The following is a 17,323-nucleotide window of genomic DNA, read 5'->3' as shown; positions in this document are numbered from 1 at the left end:
TGACACCGTGCCCGCCGGGGAGGGTCGATGAGGCACCTGGTCTACGTGCTGCGGCGCCTGGTGGCGATGGTGCCGGTGCTGTTCGGCATCACCCTGATCGTGTTCTTCATGATCCATCTGGTGCCGGGCGACCCGGCCAGGACGCTGCTCGGGGTGCGCGCGACCGATGAGTCGGTGGCCGCGCTGCACCAGACGTTCGGGCTGGACCTCCCGATCTGGCGGCAGTACCTCGACTTCCTCGGCCGGCTGCTGCACGGCAACCTCGGCCGCTCGTTCTTCTACGACGCGGACGTCAACGAGCTGGTGGCGGGGCGGCTGTCGGCCACGATCTGGCTGCTGGTGGCGGCGACGATCCTGTCGCTGGCCATCAGCGTCCCGCTCGCCGTTCTCGCCGCCACTCACCGTGGGTCCGTGTGGGACCAGCTGATCCGCGGCCTGCCGCTGCTGGGCCTGGGGATGCCGGCGTTCTGGGTCGGGATCATGCTCGTCCTGCTGTTCGGGCTGAAGGTGCACGCGTTCCCGGTCTCCGGCTTCGGGACGACGCCGGTCCAGCACGTGAGCTCGATCGTGCTGCCCGGGCTCACGGTGGCGCTGGCTCTGACGCCGATCCTGATCCGCAGTCTGCGGACCTCCCTGATCGGCGTCCTGGACAGCGACTACGTCGTCACCGCCCGGGCGAAGGGCCTGAGCCCGCGCCGGGTGATCACCGGCCACACCCTGCGGAACGCGTCGGTCTCCTCGATCACCGTCCTCGGCGTCAACATCGCCTACCTGGTCGGCAGCACGCTGGTGGTGGAACGGGTGTTCGCGCTGCCGGGGTTGGGCACGCTCATGCTGGAGGCGATCTTCAACCGGGACTTCCCGGTGGTGCAGGGCGTCACGCTGGTCTTCGCGGTGATGGTGGTGATCGTCAACCTGCTCACCGACGTCACCCACGGCCTGCTCGACCCGCGGGTCGAGCTCGCATGAAGGTCGTCGTTTGCGGGGGGCACCGTCACGAGCGCACCCTCACTCCCGAGCGGCTCCGTTCATGACGGCGGCCCTCGTCTCGCCCCGCGCCCGCCGCACCTCTCTCAGCGCGCCGCTGCGGCTGAACCCCACCCTCGTTACGGGCCTCGGCCTGCTGGGGCTGATCGTGCTGGTCGCGATCCTCGCGCCGCTGCTGACCCGCTGGGACCCCGTGCAGCAGGACCTCTTCTCCTCCCTGCTGCCCCCGGGCGGCGGCCACCTGCTCGGGACCGACCAGCTGGGCCGCGACGTCTTCGCCCGGCTGATCTACGGCGCCCGGGTCGACCTGCGCGTCGGGGCACTCGCCGTGCTCTTCCCGTTCCTGATCGGTTCCACCCTCGGCCTGCTCGCCGGCTGGTTCGGCGGCTGGTTCGACCTCGTGCTGATGCGGGTGGTCGACATGGTGGTCGCGTTCCCGTTCTTCGTCCTGGTCATCGCGCTGGTGTTCGCGCTGGGCTCGGGCACCTCCAGCATCTACATCGCCATCACCCTGGTGGGCTGGGTCGCCTACGCCCGGATCGTGCGTGGTGAGGTCCTGGTCGCCAAGGAGCAGGAGTGGGCGATGGCGGCGCGGGCCAGCGGGCTGCCCACGTACCGGATCCTGCTGCGCCACCTGGTGCCGAACGTGCTGCTGCAGGCCTTCGTGTTCTCGATGAGCGACATCGTGCTCTCGATCCTGGCCATCGTCACCCTGGGCTACCTCGGTCTCGGCGTGCCGCCGCCCATCCCCGACTGGGGCTCGATGATCCAGGAGGGGCAGGGCTTCATCCTCACCAAGTGGTACCTGGCCGCCGTGCCCGGGCTGGCCGTCGTGGTCACCGGCCTCTCCCTGGCCCTGATCGCGGACGGCTTCGTGCAGCGGAGCGGACGCCGATGACCCGCTCCCGGGCCGAGCTGTCGGACGTGACGCCTGCCGGAGCGACCTCCCCCGCCAACAGGTCGGGCAGACCGCTGCTGGAGCTGCACGACGTCGACGTGGAGATCCCGCTGACCGACGGCACCCTGCACGCGGTCCGCGGGGTGTCGCTGAGCGCGTCGGCCGGCCAGTCGGTAGGACTGGTCGGGGAGTCCGGCTCGGGGAAGAGCCTGACCCTGCGGGCCGCCATGGACCTGCTGCCGGTGCCCGCCACGGTGACCGGCGGCAGCATCGTGGTGGATGGGGTGGACGTCACCGGGATGGTGCCGGCGCGTCGCCGCCAGCACCTGTCGTCGGTGATGGCGATGATCTTCCAGGACTCCCTCACCGCCCTGAACCCGACGATGCGGATTGGCGACCAGGTGGCCGAGGTGCCCCGGCTGCGGCTGGGCATGAGCAAGTCGGCCGCTCACGCCCGAGCCGTCGACCTGCTGTCCCAGGTGGGCATCCGCGATCCCGAGAGCCGCTACCGGGCCTTCCCGCACGAGATGTCGGGCGGCATGCGGCAGCGGGTCTGCATCGCCATCGCCCTCTCGGCCGAGCCCGGTCTCATCCTGGCCGACGAGCCCACGACGGCACTCGACGTGACCATCCAGGCGCAGGTGCTCGGTGTGCTCGCCGCGCTACGCCGCGACCGCGGCGTCGGCATGGTGCTGGTCACCCACGACCTGGCCGTGGTCAGCGGCACCTGCGAGGAGCTGAACGTGATGTACGCGGGCCGGATCGTCGAGCACGGCCGGACCGAGGTGCTGCTGGACGCGCCGCGGCACCCCTACACCGCGGCCCTGCTGCGCTCGGTCCCCGACCCGGACCAGCCGGTGCACCGGCTGCTCACCATCTCCGGCCAGCCGCCGGACCTGATGCAGCCGACGACCCCGTGCCCGTTCGCCCCGCGCTGCCCGGCCCAGGTCGAGCGCTGCCTGATCGAGGTGCCGCCGCTGAGGTCGGTCGGCCACGGGCACACCAGCGCCTGCTGGCGGGCCGACGAACCTGAGGGCTGGCCCGCCGCCATCGCCGACGTCGCGGTCGAGGAGGTCTGGAGGTGACCCTTCGACAGGCTCAGGGACCCGGCGGACAGGCTCAGGAGGCGGGCGAGGAGGTGCTCGCGGTGGAGGGGCTGGTGCAGCACTTCAGCCGCCGGGGTGGCGCGTGGGCCCGGCTCGGTGGTTCGGGCTCACGGGTGGTCAAGGCCGTCGACGGGGTCGACCTCGCCGTCGGACGCGGCGAGACCGTCGGGTTGGTCGGGGAGTCCGGCTGTGGCAAGTCCACGCTCAGCCGCTGCGCGGCCGGCCTCTACAAGCCCACCGCCGGGACCGTCCGCTACGCGGGCGAGAATCTCCACGGGTCGCCCACGCGGGCCCAGCGGCGGCTCGTCCAGATGGTGTTCCAGGACCCCTACAGCTCGCTCAACCCGCGGATGACCGTCGGTCAGACCCTCGGCGAGGTCCTGCGCTACCACCGGATCGTGCCGCGCCAGCAGGTCCGCAGCCGGGTGGCCGAGCTGGTCGACCTGGTGGGCCTGCCGGCCAGGGCCGTCGACCAGCTGCCGCGCTCCTTCTCGGGCGGTCAGCGGCAGCGGATCGGCATCGCGCGGGCCCTGGCCCTGGAGCCGGAGGTGTTGATCGCCGACGAGCCGGTCTCGGCCCTCGACGTGTCGGTGCAGGCGAACATCATCAACCTGCTGCTCGATCTCAAGGCGACGTTGGGACTCTCGATGCTCTTCGTCTCGCACAACATGGCGGTCGTCCGTCAGATCAGCGACCGGATCGCGGTCATGCACGACGGCGTCGTCGTCGAGACCGGCGTCACCGCCGACGTCTTCCGCGAGCCGAAGGACAGCTACACGCAGCTGTTGCTGTCCTCGGTGCCACGGCTGGCCACGCGGCGGATCCCGGCCGTCGGGGACGACCTGCGATGACCGCGCCGGTGATCATCGGGTCCGAACGCAGCGAGGTCGGCCTGCCGCACGGGATGGCGGTGCTGCGGGACGGCGGCTCGGCCCTCGATGCGGTCGAGGCCGCGCTGCGCGTCTGCGAGGACAACCTGGCCGATCACTACGTCGGCACCTCGGGCCTGCCGAATGCCCGGGGGGTGGTCGAGCTGGACGCCTCGGTGATGGTCGGGTCGAGCCGGGCCTTCGGTGCGGTCGCGGCGCTGCAGGGCTATCCGAACCCGATCTCGGTGGCCCGGGCGGTGATGGAGCGGCTGCCCCAGCACTGCGTGCTCGTGGGGGAGGGCGCCGCCACGTTCGCCGACGAGTGCGGCTTCGAGACCGCCGAGCTGCTGACGGAGGAGTCCCGGCGGCTGTTCCGCGAGGCCCTGCAGCTCGAGGAGGCCAACGTGGAGGGCGAGCGGACCCTGGGCCTGCAGGGCGACCGGGCCTACCGGCTCGCGGCTCTCGAGCTGGTCCGTCGCTTCGCTCCGCACGACGGGCCCTGGGGGACGATCAACGTCCTCGCCCTGGACGCGAGCGGCGAGCTCGTGGTGGGCGTCTCCACCAGCGGCTACCCCTGGAAGTACCCCGGCCGGGTCGGTGACTCGGCCCTGCCCGGCGCAGGCAACTGGTGCGACCTGCGCTACGGCGGCGCCGCCTGTACCGGACGGGGCGAGCTGAGCCTGCGCGCCGGCACCGCGCGCACGGTGGTCGAGGCTCTGGGCCGTGGCGACGACGTCGAGCGGGCCTGCCGGGACGCCCTGGCCGACGCCGCTACCTTGCCGGACGACTTCCGGGCCGAGCTGCGGGTGCTGGCCCTCACCCCTGACGGACGCCATGGTGGCGCCGCTGGCAGCCCCGGCTCGACGTATGCGGTGATGACCGCGGACTCCGCCGAACCCGAGATCCACCCCAGGAGCGTGCGATGAAGATCTTCCTGTCCTCCGACATGGAGGGCACGGCCGGTGTTGTCGACTGGAGCCAGTGCATCGGCCCGGGACCGGAGTACCAGTACTACCGACGGCTGCTCACCGACGAGGTGAACGCCGCCATCAGCGGCGCCCAGTCGGCCGGAGCGACGGAGTTCCTGGTGAACGACTCCCACTCCACCATGCAGAACCTGCGGCCCGACGAGCTGCTCGGAAACGCCCGCTACCTCTCGGGCCGGCACAAGCCGATGTACATGATGCAGGGGCTGGACCCGACCTTCGACGCCGTCTTCTTCGTCAGCTACCACGGCTCGATGGCCAGCGAGGCCTCGACGCTCTCGCACACGTACAACCCAAAGGCCATCGCCCGGGTGCTGCTGAACGGGATCGAGGTGGGGGAGTCCGGCATCAACTGCCTGGTCGCTCTGGGCCACGGCGTACCCGTCGTGCTGGTCACCGGCGACGACACCACCGCCGAGGAGGCAGGCCGCATCTGCCCCGGCATCCACGCCGCGGTCGTGAAGCACTCGGTCACGCGCTTCGCCGCCGAGTCGCTGCACCCCTCCGAGGCGAAGGAGCTGATCTTCGCGGCGGCCGCGGCCGCGGTGGCCGGGCTCCCGTCGGCTTCGCCGCCCGCGATCGAGCTGCCCGCGACGTTGGAGATCGACTTCGGCAACGGCGACTTCGCCGAGATGGCCACCTGGGTGCAGAACGTCGAGCGGGCCGGGGCACGCACCGTCCGGGTGACCGCTGAGGACCCGATCGTCCTCTTTCGCACCTTCATCACCGTCGTGCAGCTGACCCGGGCGATCGTCGAGTGACCGGCCGGCTGGCGGGTCGGGTCGCGGTCGTGACCGGGGCGGCCGGCGGGATCGGTCGGGCGATCGCGACCGGGCTGGCCGCCGAGGGGGCGCGGGTCGTGGTGGCCGACGTGGCCGACGGCACCGGCACGGTCGCCGTCATCGAGCAGGCGGGCGGGGAGGCGTTCTGCCTCAGCTGCGACGTCGCCCACGACGGGCAGGTGCAGGCCATGGTGGCGACTGCGGTCGAGACCTACGGCGGGATCGACGTCCTGGTCAACAACGCGGGGATCTCCGGCGGCTCCAGCCTGGCCCACGAGCTGGAGGTCGAGGTCTGGGCGCGCGTGCTGGCGGTCAACCTGACGGGCCCCTTCCTGTGTGCCCGCGCAGCCATGCCGTACCTGCTGGCGTCAGGGCCGCACCCGGACCGGAGTCGCGGCCGGGTCGTCAACGTCGCCTCGACCTACGGGGTCATCGGGGCGCCGTTGGCGCCCGCGTACTGCGCGTCCAAGGGCGGGGTGGTCAACCTGACCCGCCAGCTGGCAGTGGACTACGGGCCGCTCGGGGTCCGGGTGAACGCGATCTGCCCCGGCTACATCGATACCGACATGGGCGGCTACCGGGCGGGACTCGGGCCCGCGGCGGCGGCGGTGGCCAACGCGCGCCGCGAGTCGGCGGCCGCGCTGCAGCCCTTGGGTCGCCAGGCCCAGGCCGACGAGGTGGCCCGGGTGGCGGTGTTCCTGGCCGGCGACGACTCCTCGTTCATGACGGGCTCGATCGTCACGGTGGACGGGGGCTGCACCACCACCTTCAACCACGGGTAGGCCCGGCGCGCCCGTCCGGCCCTCAGGCGACCGGACGGTTCCAGGCCCCGAGCCGCTTGGTGCCCGCCGCGTGCCCCGCGAGCCCGGCCAGGTCGGCCGGCAGGGGCCGGGCGACGGTCGCGGACTGGGCGCTGATCGCGCTGGTCACCCGGTAGGCCCCGTCGACCGGGGTGCTGACCAGCGCGTGCACGCTGGCCCTCTCCTGGCCGGTGGCCGCCCGGAACGTGTCCAACGAGACGTAGCGGACGGGCTGGGCGCCGGCGCGGGCCCAGACGACCGTAGCCCGGGGACCGCCAAGCTTGGGCTGGGCGTAGGCGTTGCCGTTCACCGCGATGACGAGGTCGCCGGCGTTGAACGCGTGCTGGTAGCTCTCGACGGAGAGGACGGCGCTGGCGTGGGCGCCGGCCGCCAGGACGTTGTTGCTGACCGAGCTGTGACCGAGCACCCAGGGCATCGTGGGGTCCGGCTGGGGCCGCCGCGGGTCGTGCCCGGCCGTCCCGGGCTGGCTGCCGCGGCGGGAGTCCTGGGCGAAGGCGATGGCGCGACGGTTGGCCACGATCGTGTTGTTCCAGACCCGCACCTTGTCGGTGTCGGTCACCATCACGCCGTCGTAGGCGTTGTGGGCGATGACGTTGTCGGTGACGGCGGCGGTCGAGGAGATCTCCAGCAGCACCCCGTAGCGGGTTCCGTTCAGGATCTCGTTGCCGGTGACCGTGATGTCGGAGGTCGACTCGTCCGCCCAGAACTGGTTGCCTTGGGTACGCAGGATCTCGCTGTCGCGCAGGGTCAGCCCACGCGTCCGGGTCACCTTGATCCCGCCGGCGCTGGGGCCGGGGTTGAACTGCTCGTCGTTGCTGTCGGTGACCGAGACGTCGTCGATCACGAGGCCGTCGGCGAAGCTGGCCTGGATGCCGATCTGGCCGCTGCCGTCCACGGTGGTGTGCCGGATCGTGGAGCCGGACTTGTAGAAGCCGATCCCGCCGGTCGCGCTGTCGAGCACGGTCATGTTGTCGAGCGTCATGTTCGGGTAGTACGCCGTCACCACGCCCTGCTGCCAGACCGAGTCGGCGTAGCGGCGGATGCCGAAGCCGCGCAGCACGGTGCCCGGCGCGCGCAGCGAGAAGGCGGTCGGCAGGTCCGACGAGCGCACCTTCTTGCTGCCCGGGTTGCTGCCCAGGACCAGCTGGCCCTTGGCGGTGTCGACGTAGAAGGTGCCGGCCTTGACCAGGCTGCGGCTGCGGACCTGCGCCAGCTCGTGACCTCCGAGCCAGACCATGTCGGGGTGGGCGGCCATCGGGTGCTTCGGGTTGACGAACTGCCAGCCGACGGCCTTCCCGTCCGGGGCGCCCTTGACGTAGGTCGGGCTGGAGTCCAGCCGGACCTTCCACGGGGCTACCCATGCGCTGCCGGAGCGCTTGAAGCCGGTCACGGCTCGGGTGCCGTCGAACCAGACCTTCTCGCCGGGGTAGGGCTGGATGGTGGCGTCGTGACCCGGGGGGACCAGCACGAACTCGTGGTAGGTCCCGCCGCGCAGCACGACGGTGCCGCCGGCCCGTACCCGGGTGACGGCCTTGGCGAGGGTACGGAAGGGCTTGGCCAGGGTGCCCGGGTTGGTGTCGCTGCCGGTCCGCGAGACCACCACCGCGTCACCGGGGACGGCGTAGCGGGCGCTGCCCACCTGGCCCGCCCCGTGCGAGACGTGCAGCTTGGCCGAGGAGCTCGTGGCCGACCTGGACCCGGTGAGCTGCGTGGTGCCGGCCGCGCTGGCCGGCGTATCGACCAGCAGGGGGGTGGCGGTGGCCACGACGGCGAGCGCGACGGTCAGCCCGGCCTTGAGCAGGCTCGTCCGGCTCGCGGAAAGCGGGCGCAGGGTGTGGTGGGCGGCTGAGGCGGTCACGAGATCTCCCGGTCAATCGACGTGGTCTGCTCCCCGCAGCAGCGAACACCTCGAGTCTGGTCAACGCCGATCACGCTCAGCAGAGCCGAAAGGACCCGGGGCGGAAGCCGGAAGTCCCCGGCCGCAGGGCCCTTCGCCCGGGCTCTCGGGGCCGCTGGGCCCGGCCCGTCCCGGGACTTTTGACCGCCCCGGCCGACCCGCTCAGCCGGGCAGGTCCCGCCGACCGATCGGCCGAGGCGCGGCTCTCACCTCGAGCACCCCCGGCGGCCGGCCAGCGGGGCGCGGACGCCTACCTCGTCGGCCGGTAACGGCTCAGCCAGGCGATGCCGGCGGCCTGGTCGGGCGCCGGCCGACGCACCAGCGTGTCGGGGGAGGGGTCCAGCTGCAGCAGGATCTGCTCGACCACGGCCAGCACCGAGCCCTGCAGCATCCAGAGCGGGGTCTGCCGACGGGGGTCGACGTCCAGGAGCACCAGCTCGGTGAGCACCGCCCTGGTCTCGCGGACCGACTCGGCGGTACGCCCGCGCAGCTCCTCGACGCGGTCCAGGGTGGCGCCGCCGAACTGGGCGCTGACCAGGTCACCGAAGGTGCGGACCGCGTCCGCGACGTCGTCCAGCACCACCGCGAACGCGCGGCGGAGCTCGACCGCCGGCTGGTCCGTGGCGTCCTCTGCGTCGCTGGACTCGCGGCCGATCACCACCACCAGGGCGCGGGCGGCGGTGAAGCAGCGGTCGAGCCGCTCGAGCGCGGCCTGCAGACCCGGGTGGATCTTGGCCTCCGCCAGCGCGCGGGCGTTCAGCCGGCGGCTCTCCTCGACGGCGCGGACGGCGGCCCCGGCGGCGTCGACGTCGCCCTCGATGTCGGCCAGCCAGTCCGACCACGCCTGCAGCTCCTCCGGGTGCGGCGCACGGTCGGCCAGGGTCAGGGCCACCTCGTCCAGCAGCGCGGCCTGGGCGTGCGCGACCCGGCGGACGGCGCTGGTCGCCCGCGCGCTCGGGATCGAGACGGGAAGCAGCAGGCTGAAGGCGACGCCGATGACCGACCCGATCAGGGTGTTGACGACCCGGCCCTCGGCCGCCATCTCGGGCGCGGACACGGCCAGGATGAGCATGGCGCTGATCGGCGTCTCCAGGGACTGGTCGCCCAGCCGCAGCAGCCGTGCCAGCGCGAGGGAGGCCGCAATGACCAGGGCGAGGCTGTACCAGGTCAGCCCGATCGTGCTGGCGATCCCGACCGCGACCAGGACGCCGGTGAGCACCGCACCCACCCGGACCAGTCCCATCTGCAGCGTGCCGACGGTCGAGGCCTGCACCACCAGCAGGGCGGTGAGCGGGGCCGTCAGGTCGAGGATGCCGGGGGTGACCGCGTCGGCCACCAGGTAGGCGACCACCGCGGCGGCCGTCAGCCGCCCGATCTGGGCCGTCGCCGGTCGCAAGCGGGCCGGGACGGCCGACCAGGACTGCGGGTAGGCCGGCCACACCCACCACAGCGCCTGACGCAGGCTCGACCGCAGCCGGGACCGCACCTGCTGGAGCCGCTCCGCCACAGAGCCAGTCTGGCGGTCGCAGCTCGGGGTGCCGACGACGGGCCGAACCGCCGGTCGGTTCTTGTGGCCAGGCGCTGCCCGCTCGTACCCTCGAGGATGGCCCAGCTGAGCATGAGTGCGCCCGCGACGAGCGCCAGGTCCACCGCCACCGCCGACCTCGACCGCGCGGTGGGTGAGCTGCACGAGCGCGCGCGCAGGTTCGCCCGGCTCGGCCCGGCGGCGAAGGCCGGGCTCGTCCGGTCGTGCATCCCCCGGGTGGTGGAGGTCGCGCCTGCGTGGTCAGCCCGCGGCTTGAAGGCCAAGGGCCTGCCGGCCACCTCCGCTGAGGAGTGGCTGGCCGGTCCGCTGCCGACCGTCCGGCACCTGCGGCTGCTGGCCGCGAGCCTGGACGCCATCGCCTCGTCCGGCCGTCCCCCGCTCGGCACCGGCACCCGGTCGCGCGCCGACGGCCGGCTGGAGGTCGACCTGTTCCCGGTCACCGGCCTCGACCGGGCGCTGTACCGCGGCACATCGGCGTACGCGCTGTTGCAGGAGGGGCTCGACGCCGACGCGGCCCGCGCCCGCCAGGCCCCGTTCTACGCCGAAGCCGACCCCGAGGGCGGCGTCTGCCTCGTCCTCGGGGCGGGTAACGCCTCGAGCATCCCGGCGATGGACGTGCTCACGAAGCTCTTCAACGAGGGCCAGGTCTGCCTGCTCAAGATCAACCCGGTGAACGAGTGGGTGGGCCCCTTCGTCGAGCGCGCGCTGGCGCCGCTGGTCGAGGCCGGCTTCCTGCGGGTGGTCTACGGCGGTGCGGAGGTCGGCCGGCACCTCGTCGGGCACCCCGGTATCGACGCCGTCCATCTCACCGGGTCCGCGCAGACCCACGACGCCCTGGTCTGGGGACCGCCCGGCCCGGAGCAGGACCGTCGCCGCGCCGCGAACGACCCGGTACTGGCGGTGCCGATCACCTCCGAGCTGGGTAACGTCACCCCGGTAGCCGTCGTCCCGCACCGCTACCGGCCGGCCGACCTCGCCTTCCAGGCCCGCTACCTGGCGACGATGGTGGCCAACAACGCCTCCTTCAACTGCATCTCGGCCAAGATGCTCGTCACGGCCAGCGGCTGGCCGCAGCGGGAGGAGTTCCTCGACCTGGTCAGCGGCTACCTCGCGGGAGTCCCCACCCGGCGGGCCTACTACCCGGGGGCCGCCGAGCGCTACGCCACCCTGACCGAGGGGCGGGAGGTGCGCCCGCTCGGGGCGCCGGCGGCCGGGGAGCTGCCCTGGGGCGTCATCCGCGGACTCGACGCCACGGCCACCGACGACCCGCTCTTCGTGACCGAGCCGTTCTGCTCCCTGCTCTCGGAGACCTCGGTCGCCGGCCCCGACCCGGTCGACTTCCTCGCGGCCGCCACCACCTTCGCCAACGACACCCTGTGGGGCACCCTGAGCGCCGCGATCATCGTCCCGCCCGAGCTGGAGCGCGACCCGACTGTCGCCCAGGCCCTCGACCGCTCGGTCACCGACCTGCGCTACGGCAACGTGGCCATCAACCACTGGCCGGCCCTCAACTACGCCCTCGTCTCGCTGCCCTGGGGCGGCCACCCGAGCTCGACCCTTCAGGACGTGCAGAGCGGGCTCGGCTGGGTGCACAACTCCGGCATGCTGGGCGGCCTCGACAAGGCGGTACTGCGCGGGGGGATCCGCGTCCGGCCCACGCCGCCCTGGTTCGCCGACCACCCGAGCGCCGGTCGGGCCGGCGCCGACCTCGTCGGGCTCGAGGCCGACCCGAGCTGGGCCAGGCTGCCCGGGCTGCTGCGCCACCTGCTCTGACGCGCTCAGCCGTGCCCTGAGACAACCCGGCTCGATCGCTGGCGCGGAACGCTCGGCCGGGCGCAGGATGGCAGCGATGGAGCTGTGGTGGATCGACGCCGACGGGGTCAGCGAACGCGACCTCGCGGACCTGCACGACCTCCGGCAGCGCGAGGACGGCTTCCTCTGGCTCGACGTGCCCGAGTGGAGCGAGGAGGCCGAGGGCATTCTCGCGGCCGAGTTCGGCTTCCACCCGATGGCGCTCGCGGAGGCCCGGGAGCGAAACCACACGCCTCGGGTCCACGTGTACTCCGACCACCTGTACCTGATCCTGCACGCGCCCGAGATCGGGACCGCCGGGCACGTCCACTACCTCGAGCTCGACCAGTTCATCGCCACCCACTACCTGGTGACCGTCCACGGCCCGCTGAACCCGGTGGTGCCGCCGGAGGTCGCGCTACGCGAGACGGGCAGGGTGCTGAGCCGGATGCAGTCGGGCCGGTTCCGGCCCGAGTCGCCGTTCCACGTCGCCTACGCCGTCGTGTCGGCGGTGATCCGGCACGAGGAGACCCTGACCGGTGACCTCGCCCGGCAGGTCGGGCTGCTCGAGCAGCGGGTGATGGGTGCCGCCGACGAGGAGCCGCAGGCGTTCCTCACCGCACTGTTCACCGCCCGGCACGAGCTCACCACCATCCGCACGATGGCCGCGCAGAGCGGGGAGATCTGCAAGCGGGCGATCACCGTGGCCACCTTCGTGCCCAAGGAGAGCCGGGCGCTGCTCAAGGACCTGCTGGACCAGTACGAGCGGGTGGCCAAGATCAGCCAGAGCCAGCTGGACTTCCTGATGGGGGTGACGGAGTTCTACCGCGCGCGGACCGACACCAAGATGACCATCGCGGCCGAGCGGCTGGCGGTGATCGCGGCCGTCACCCTGCCGGTGACCGCCCTCTCCTCGGTCCTGGGCATGAACGTGATCGTCAACGAGAGCACGCACTGGGTCGCGTTGACGATCCTGCTGGTGATCATGCTGACGCTCTCGTTGATCCTGCTGCGCTGGGCGAAACGCCAGGGCTGGTGGTGATCGTGCGCTGGATGACGATCTGTGCGGTTGATCAACGTCGCGAGTGATCAGCTTCGCGGTTGATCAACTACCCGTCGGCGCGGGTTCGCCCAGCACGATCGCCCGGATCCGCGCCACGTCGAGCTTGGGACGACGCTCGGCGTCGGTGAGCCCGTTGGCCTCCTGCAGGGTGTCGGTCAGCTGGGTGTAGCAAAAGCCGGCCAGCGCCGGAGAGGACTGCAGCGCCGCGAACAGCCCGCGCAGCAGCTGCTCGTACGCCTCCGCGTCGCCCACGCTGACGTAGCCCCAGCTGCCCGGCTCGCTCGAGGCGTAGCGGACCCCGCCGAACTCGGTGACCATCACCGGCTGGCCCCGGTCGGTCGCGTCGCCCAGCTGCAGCCGGCGGCCGATGGGTCCGACGCCCGCGGCCAGCCCGCGGATGGTCTGCCGGTCGACGTAGCTGGCGGCAAGGACCTCGGGCTCGACGGCGTAGTCGTGGATGGTCCACAGGTCGGGGTCGACCTGCTCCCAGCCGTCGTTCGTGACCACCGGCCGGGTCGGGTCGAGGGCGCGCGTCAGCTGGTGCAGGGACCGGGCGAAGGCCTGCTGCTGGGGGTCGTGCGCGATGTGCTGGACGCCCCAGCTCTCGTTCAGGGGCACCCAGGTGACGATGCTGGGGTGTGAGCTGTCCCGGCGCACCACCTCCGTCCACTCCGGCACGGTCTGTTGGACCGCGGTTGCGGAGAACTCGAAGGCCGCGGGGAACTCGCCCCAGACCAGCAGGCCCAGCCGGTCCGCCCAGGCCAGGAAGCGGGGGTCCTCGACCTTCTGGTGCACCCGGGCTGCGTTGAACCCCAGGTCGAGGATCAGCTGCACCTCCGCCCGCAGGGCATCCGCGCTCGGCGCGGCCAGCTGCGACTCGGGCCAGTAGTTCTGGGCGAGCACCGACCGCAGGTAGCGCGGCCGGTCGTTGAGCAGGAAGTGCCCGTCGGCCCAGCCGACGCTGCGCAGGCCGAGGTAGGACCCGACCCGGTCCAGCGTCGTGCCGTCGGTCGCCGCCAGGGTGACGACCGCGTCGATCAGCCGCGGGTGCTCGGGCGACCAGAGAAGCGACTCGTACGCCTGGCCGTTGGTCTGCCGGGGCAGCGTGATGACGGTGCGGCTGCGGGGGGTGTCCTGCCGGAACGCCACCTCGGCGAGCAGCTCGCCCTCGTGGCGCAGCTCGACCCGTACGGTCACCGGCACCGCGGGTCGCCGGCCCAGCTCGAGGTCGACCTGCACCGTGCCCTGCACCAGGTCGCACGACCAGGCCAGCCGTTCGACCCGCTCCTCGGGCACGGCCTCGAGCCAGACGGGCTGCCAGATGCCGGTGGTGCGGTGGTACCAGATGCCGTGCGGCTCGAGCTGCCAGTCCTGCTTGCCCCGCGGCTGGCTGACGTCGAACGGGTCGTCCTCGGCCCGGACCACGAGCGTCATCGGGCCGGTCGCGGCGCGGACCTGCGCGGTGACGTCGAAGGCGAAGGGGGTCTGGCCGCCGACGTGGTGGCCCAGGTGCTGACCGTCCAGCCAGGCGTCGGCGCGGTAGTCCACCGCGCCGAAGTGCAGCAGCACCCGGTCGCCCTGGTGCCCCCGTCCGGCATCAGTCAGCCCGGCGTCGGTCAGCCCGGCGCTCTGCAGCTCCGCCTCTCCCACCTCCCGCCGGTACCAGACCACCGGGTGGAAGCCGGGGTCGGCGATCCCGGAGGCCTTCGACTCGGGTGGGAAGGGGACGGTGATGGTGCGGTCGAACGCGCCGTCCTGCGGCCAGTTCTCATCAGTCCCCACCCGGTCGTCGTCGTAGGCGAACGACCAGGGGCCGTTCAGGTCGCACCAGTGCGGGCGGACCAGCTGGGGCCGCGGGTAGGCGCCGTCGAACGGGACGTCGGGAGAGGTCATGGTGACATCGTGCCAGGCTTTACAACGTCGTAAGTCGCACGGGGCGGGAACGGGCGGCACGCTGGGGCCATGAGCCCCGACGTCGGTCCAATGCCCGCGCTGGTCGACGCGTACCGGCACTCGACGATCGACCCGCTCCGGCCGCGTGACCTGCTGGCCGACGAGGTGTCGCAGCGGTGGGAGAGCGGGTACGACGTCACCGCGGTGGTGGCGGAGGCCAACGCCACCGACGCCGACGACGGGCCGGCCCTGCTGGAGCTGGTCGACCGGATGGCCGACCTCGAACGCCGGGACGACTGGGCCTTCGAGGAGCCCGAGACCCTCGCGGACATACGGGCGAGCCTGCCTGCCGTCCCCACCCCGACTTCGGGGTCCCGGGCCGGGCTGGCGGACCAGCTGCACGCCGCCTGGCTGGGTCGGGTCGTCGGCTGCAACGTGGGCAAGCCCCTGGAGTGGGGCTGGCACTGGACGGCGGCGCACATCCGGGACTACCTCGAGCGGGCCGGCGCGTACCCCTTGGACGACTACGTCCCCGTCCTCGACCCGATGCCGGCGGCGTTCGTGCTGCGCGAGAACTGGCCGGAGACCACGCGCGGCAACGTGAACGGCTCGGCGCGGGACGACGACATCGACTACCCGATCCTGGCGCTGCACCTGCTGGAGACCTACGGCAGGAGCCTGCGTCCCGAGCACGTCGGTGAGGCCTGGACGACGCTGTTCCCGCTGCGGCAGGTCTACACCGCCGAACGCGCGGCCTACGTCAACCTGACGCTGGGTCTCGAGCCGCCCCGGACGGCGACCTTCCGCAACCCGTACCGGGAGTGGATCGGCGCGCAGATCCGGGGCGACATGTTCGGCTACGTCCACCCGGGCGACCCCTGGGCCGCCGCCGAGCTCTCCTACGCCGACGCGTCGCTCTCCCACACCACGAACGGGGTGTACGGGGAGATGTGGGCGGCGGCGCTGGTCGCGGCCGCCTTCGACGCGTCGTCGGCGCTCGAGGCCGTGACCGTCTCGTTGGGCGTGGTCCCGCCCCGGTCCCGGCTCGCTGCAGCCCTGCGGCACGTGCTGGAGCTGCACGCCGACGGCGTCACCTGGGAGCAGGCCCTGACGGAGATCCAGCGGGCGTACGGGCACCACTCCTGGGTGCACACCATCAACAACGCGGCGGCCGTGGTGGCCGGGCTGCTCTGGCACGAGGACCAGTTCGCCGCCGCGGTCGGCGCGGCGGTGATGAGCGGCTGGGACACCGACTGCAACGGCGCGACCGTCGGCTCGGTCGCCGGCATCCTCGCCGGTGACCCGGCCGGGCTGCCCACCCGGCTCGTCGAGCCGCTGCACGACCGCACCCGTTCGGCCCTCTTCGGTTTCGACAACTCCTCGATCAGCGACCTCGCCGCCCGCACCCACGCTCTGGCCGCCGGCGGCCTCGCCCGGGTCGTCCCGGCCCGAGGCTGAGCCCGGACGGCTACCCCGGGACGAGCCACCGTCATGCATGCGTGAATACCTGGGGTTCGGGGTCCCGCTAGCGCACGTGAGGCCCTTGAGAGGATGGCGTCATGCTTGCCACCCTGATCCACGCTCCCCGCGACATCCGTGCCGCCGAGGTCGACGACCCCACCCTCCTGCGTCCCACCGACGCCATCGTCCGCGTGACGGCCTCGTGCATCTGCGGCTCGGACCTGTGGCCCTACCGCGGCGTCCAGCCGACCAAGCAGACGCACCCGATCGGCCACGAGTTCGTGGGCATCGTCGAGGAGGTGGGCGACGAGGTGACCACGCTCAGGCCCGGCCAGTTCGTCATCGCGCCCTTCGTGGTCAGCGACGGCACCTGCGTCAACTGCCGTAACGGCGTCCAGACCTCGTGCCTGCACGGCGCCGGTTGGGGCGCCGACGACAAGGAGGGCCTGCCCGTCAGCGGCGGCCAGAGCGCCCGGGTGCGGGTGCCGTGGGCCGACGGCACCCTGGTGGCCACCGATGAGGTTCCGCCGGACGAGCTGGTGCCCTCGCTGCTGACCCTGTCCGACGTGATGAGCACCGGCCACCATGCGGCGGTCTCAGCCCACGTCGGGCCGGGCAAGACCGTCGCGGTGGTCGGGGACGGGGCCGTCGGCCTCTGCGGTGTCCTCGCGGCCAAGCGGCTGGGCGCGAAGCAGATCGTGCTGTTCTCCCGGCACGAGTCGCGGCAGGCGGTGGGACGGGAGTTCGGCGCCGACACGATCGTCGCCGAGCGCGGGGACGACGGCGTTGAGGCCGTGCACGCCCTGTTCGACGGCGTCGGGCCGGACTGCGTACTCGAGTGCGTCGGCACCAAGGAGTCCATGGACCAGGCCCTGCGCTCGGTCCGTCCGGGCGGCCACGTCGGCTACGTCGGGGTGCCCAGCGGCGGCGCCGAGCTGCCGATCCGGCTGATGTTCGGTGGCAACGTCAACGTGGCCGGCGGCGTCGCCCCGGCCCGCGCGTACATTCCCGAGCTGCTGCCCGACGTGCTGTCGGGCGCCATCAACCCCGGCCTCGTCTTCGACCTGACCCTGCCGCTGGCCGAGGTGGCTGAGGGCTACACCGCCATGGACGAGCGGCGCGCCATCAAGGTCCTGCTGCAGCCCTGAGCTCCGCGGCCCCCACGCCGAGTTGTCAGAACTCAGTTGCCCCCCAGGACAACTGGATTCTGACAAGTCGGCCAA

The 17,323-nt window shown here is 72.5% G+C and carries 14 protein-coding genes; 11 read left to right on the top strand and 3 right to left on the bottom strand.

The window, feature by feature from the left end; translation table 11 throughout:
- Nucleotides 1–27 precede the first annotated feature (27 nt).
- From ACFE7W_RS15780 to ACFE7W_RS15750, 7 genes are all read left to right on the top strand, one after another.
- Entirely contained in the window at nucleotides 28–969 is a 942-nt protein-coding gene (locus ACFE7W_RS15780) for an ABC transporter permease (protein ID WP_375425768.1), read from the top strand.
- Between the two features lie 61 nt (nucleotides 970–1,030).
- Nucleotides 1,031–1,885, top strand: a complete 855-nt coding sequence (locus ACFE7W_RS15775; RefSeq protein ID WP_375425767.1) for an ABC transporter permease — start codon at nucleotides 1,031–1,033, stop codon at nucleotides 1,883–1,885.
- Nucleotides 1,882–2,970, top strand: coding sequence for an ABC transporter ATP-binding protein (locus ACFE7W_RS15770; RefSeq protein ID WP_375425766.1), 1,089 nt, complete (start codon nucleotides 1,882–1,884; stop codon nucleotides 2,968–2,970). The genes ACFE7W_RS15775 and ACFE7W_RS15770 overlap by 4 nt, the downstream gene beginning before the upstream one ends.
- On the top strand, nucleotides 2,967–3,842 hold the full coding sequence (locus tag ACFE7W_RS15765) for an ATP-binding cassette domain-containing protein (RefSeq protein WP_375425765.1): 876 nt from the start codon (nucleotides 2,967–2,969) through the stop codon (nucleotides 3,840–3,842). Before ACFE7W_RS15770 ends, ACFE7W_RS15765 begins: the two co-directional genes overlap by 4 nt.
- Complete coding sequence (locus tag ACFE7W_RS15760; protein ID WP_375425764.1) at nucleotides 3,839–4,786, top strand: N(4)-(beta-N-acetylglucosaminyl)-L-asparaginase; 948 nt, start codon at nucleotides 3,839–3,841, stop codon at nucleotides 4,784–4,786. The genes ACFE7W_RS15765 and ACFE7W_RS15760 overlap by 4 nt, the downstream gene beginning before the upstream one ends.
- A complete protein-coding gene (locus ACFE7W_RS15755; protein ID WP_375425763.1) occupies nucleotides 4,783–5,607 on the top strand; it encodes a M55 family metallopeptidase in 825 nt (274 codons plus the stop codon). The genes ACFE7W_RS15760 and ACFE7W_RS15755 overlap by 4 nt, the downstream gene beginning before the upstream one ends.
- Nucleotides 5,604–6,410, top strand: coding sequence for an SDR family NAD(P)-dependent oxidoreductase (locus tag ACFE7W_RS15750; protein ID WP_375425762.1), 807 nt, complete (start codon nucleotides 5,604–5,606; stop codon nucleotides 6,408–6,410). Before ACFE7W_RS15755 ends, ACFE7W_RS15750 begins: the two co-directional genes overlap by 4 nt.
- Before the next feature lie 22 nt (nucleotides 6,411–6,432).
- Here the strand turns inward: ACFE7W_RS15750 and ACFE7W_RS15745 are convergent, their stop codons facing one another.
- A complete protein-coding gene (locus ACFE7W_RS15745; protein WP_375425761.1) occupies nucleotides 6,433–8,307 on the bottom strand; it encodes a right-handed parallel beta-helix repeat-containing protein in 1,875 nt (624 codons plus the stop codon).
- Nucleotides 8,308–8,596: 289 nt separating this feature from the next.
- Nucleotides 8,597–9,853: an aromatic acid exporter family protein gene (locus ACFE7W_RS15740; protein ID WP_375425760.1), complete on the bottom strand. Its 1,257-nt coding sequence runs from the start codon at nucleotides 9,851–9,853 to the stop codon at nucleotides 8,597–8,599.
- 111 nt (nucleotides 9,854–9,964) lie between these two features.
- Between ACFE7W_RS15740 and ACFE7W_RS15735 the strand changes: the two genes are divergently transcribed.
- The gene (locus tag ACFE7W_RS15735; RefSeq protein WP_375425759.1) at nucleotides 9,965–11,665 is read left to right on the top strand and encodes an aldehyde dehydrogenase family protein; all 1,701 of its coding nucleotides are present in this window, start codon (nucleotides 9,965–9,967) and stop codon (nucleotides 11,663–11,665) included.
- A 76-nt stretch (nucleotides 11,666–11,741) separates the two neighbouring features.
- Nucleotides 11,742–12,725: a magnesium transporter CorA family protein gene (locus tag ACFE7W_RS15730; RefSeq protein WP_375425758.1), complete on the top strand. Its 984-nt coding sequence runs from the start codon at nucleotides 11,742–11,744 to the stop codon at nucleotides 12,723–12,725.
- A gap of 63 nt (nucleotides 12,726–12,788) precedes the next feature.
- Here the strand turns inward: ACFE7W_RS15730 and ACFE7W_RS15725 are convergent, their stop codons facing one another.
- Nucleotides 12,789–14,639 (bottom strand): glycoside hydrolase family 2 protein, encoded by a 1,851-nt coding sequence (locus ACFE7W_RS15725; protein WP_375425757.1) that lies wholly within the window; start codon nucleotides 14,637–14,639, stop codon nucleotides 12,789–12,791.
- A gap of 69 nt (nucleotides 14,640–14,708) precedes the next feature.
- Between ACFE7W_RS15725 and ACFE7W_RS15720 the strand changes: the two genes are divergently transcribed.
- Together ACFE7W_RS15720 and ACFE7W_RS15715 are read left to right on the top strand one after the other, a co-directional pair.
- Nucleotides 14,709–16,097: an ADP-ribosylglycohydrolase family protein gene (locus ACFE7W_RS15720; protein ID WP_375425756.1), complete on the top strand. Its 1,389-nt coding sequence runs from the start codon at nucleotides 14,709–14,711 to the stop codon at nucleotides 16,095–16,097.
- A gap of 101 nt (nucleotides 16,098–16,198) precedes the next feature.
- Nucleotides 16,199–17,248 (top strand): zinc-dependent alcohol dehydrogenase family protein, encoded by a 1,050-nt coding sequence (locus ACFE7W_RS15715; RefSeq protein ID WP_375425755.1) that lies wholly within the window; start codon nucleotides 16,199–16,201, stop codon nucleotides 17,246–17,248.
- Nucleotides 17,249–17,323 lie beyond the last annotated feature (75 nt).

Source organism: uncultured Friedmanniella sp. (genome assembly GCF_964244285.1).
Lineage (GTDB): Bacteria > Actinomycetota > Actinomycetes > Propionibacteriales > Propionibacteriaceae > Microlunatus.
Note: the sequence above shows the minus strand (reverse complement) of the source record. Positions and strands in the feature narration are given on the sequence as shown.

Bases quoted from the DNA above. Each gene is read 5' to 3' on its own strand.
- ACFE7W_RS15780 (WP_375425768.1), top strand. From the start codon at position 28: ATGAGGCACCTGGTCTACGTGCTGCGGCGCCTGGTGGCGATGGTGCCG.
- ACFE7W_RS15775 (WP_375425767.1), top strand. From the start codon at position 1,031: ATGACGGCGGCCCTCGTCTCGCCCCGCGCCCGCCGCACCTCTCTCAGC.
- ACFE7W_RS15770 (WP_375425766.1), top strand. From the start codon at position 1,882: ATGACCCGCTCCCGGGCCGAGCTGTCGGACGTGACGCCTGCCGGAGCG.
- ACFE7W_RS15760 (WP_375425764.1), top strand. From the start codon at position 3,839: ATGACCGCGCCGGTGATCATCGGGTCCGAACGCAGCGAGGTCGGCCTG.
- ACFE7W_RS15755 (WP_375425763.1), top strand. From the start codon at position 4,783: ATGAAGATCTTCCTGTCCTCCGACATGGAGGGCACGGCCGGTGTTGTC.
- ACFE7W_RS15735 (WP_375425759.1), top strand. From the start codon at position 9,965: ATGAGTGCGCCCGCGACGAGCGCCAGGTCCACCGCCACCGCCGACCTC.
- ACFE7W_RS15730 (WP_375425758.1), top strand. From the start codon at position 11,742: ATGGAGCTGTGGTGGATCGACGCCGACGGGGTCAGCGAACGCGACCTC.
- ACFE7W_RS15725 (WP_375425757.1), bottom strand. From the start codon at position 14,639: ATGACCTCTCCCGACGTCCCGTTCGACGGCGCCTACCCGCGGCCCCAG.
- ACFE7W_RS15720 (WP_375425756.1), top strand. From the start codon at position 14,709: ATGAGCCCCGACGTCGGTCCAATGCCCGCGCTGGTCGACGCGTACCGG.
- ACFE7W_RS15715 (WP_375425755.1), top strand. From the start codon at position 16,199: ATGCTTGCCACCCTGATCCACGCTCCCCGCGACATCCGTGCCGCCGAG.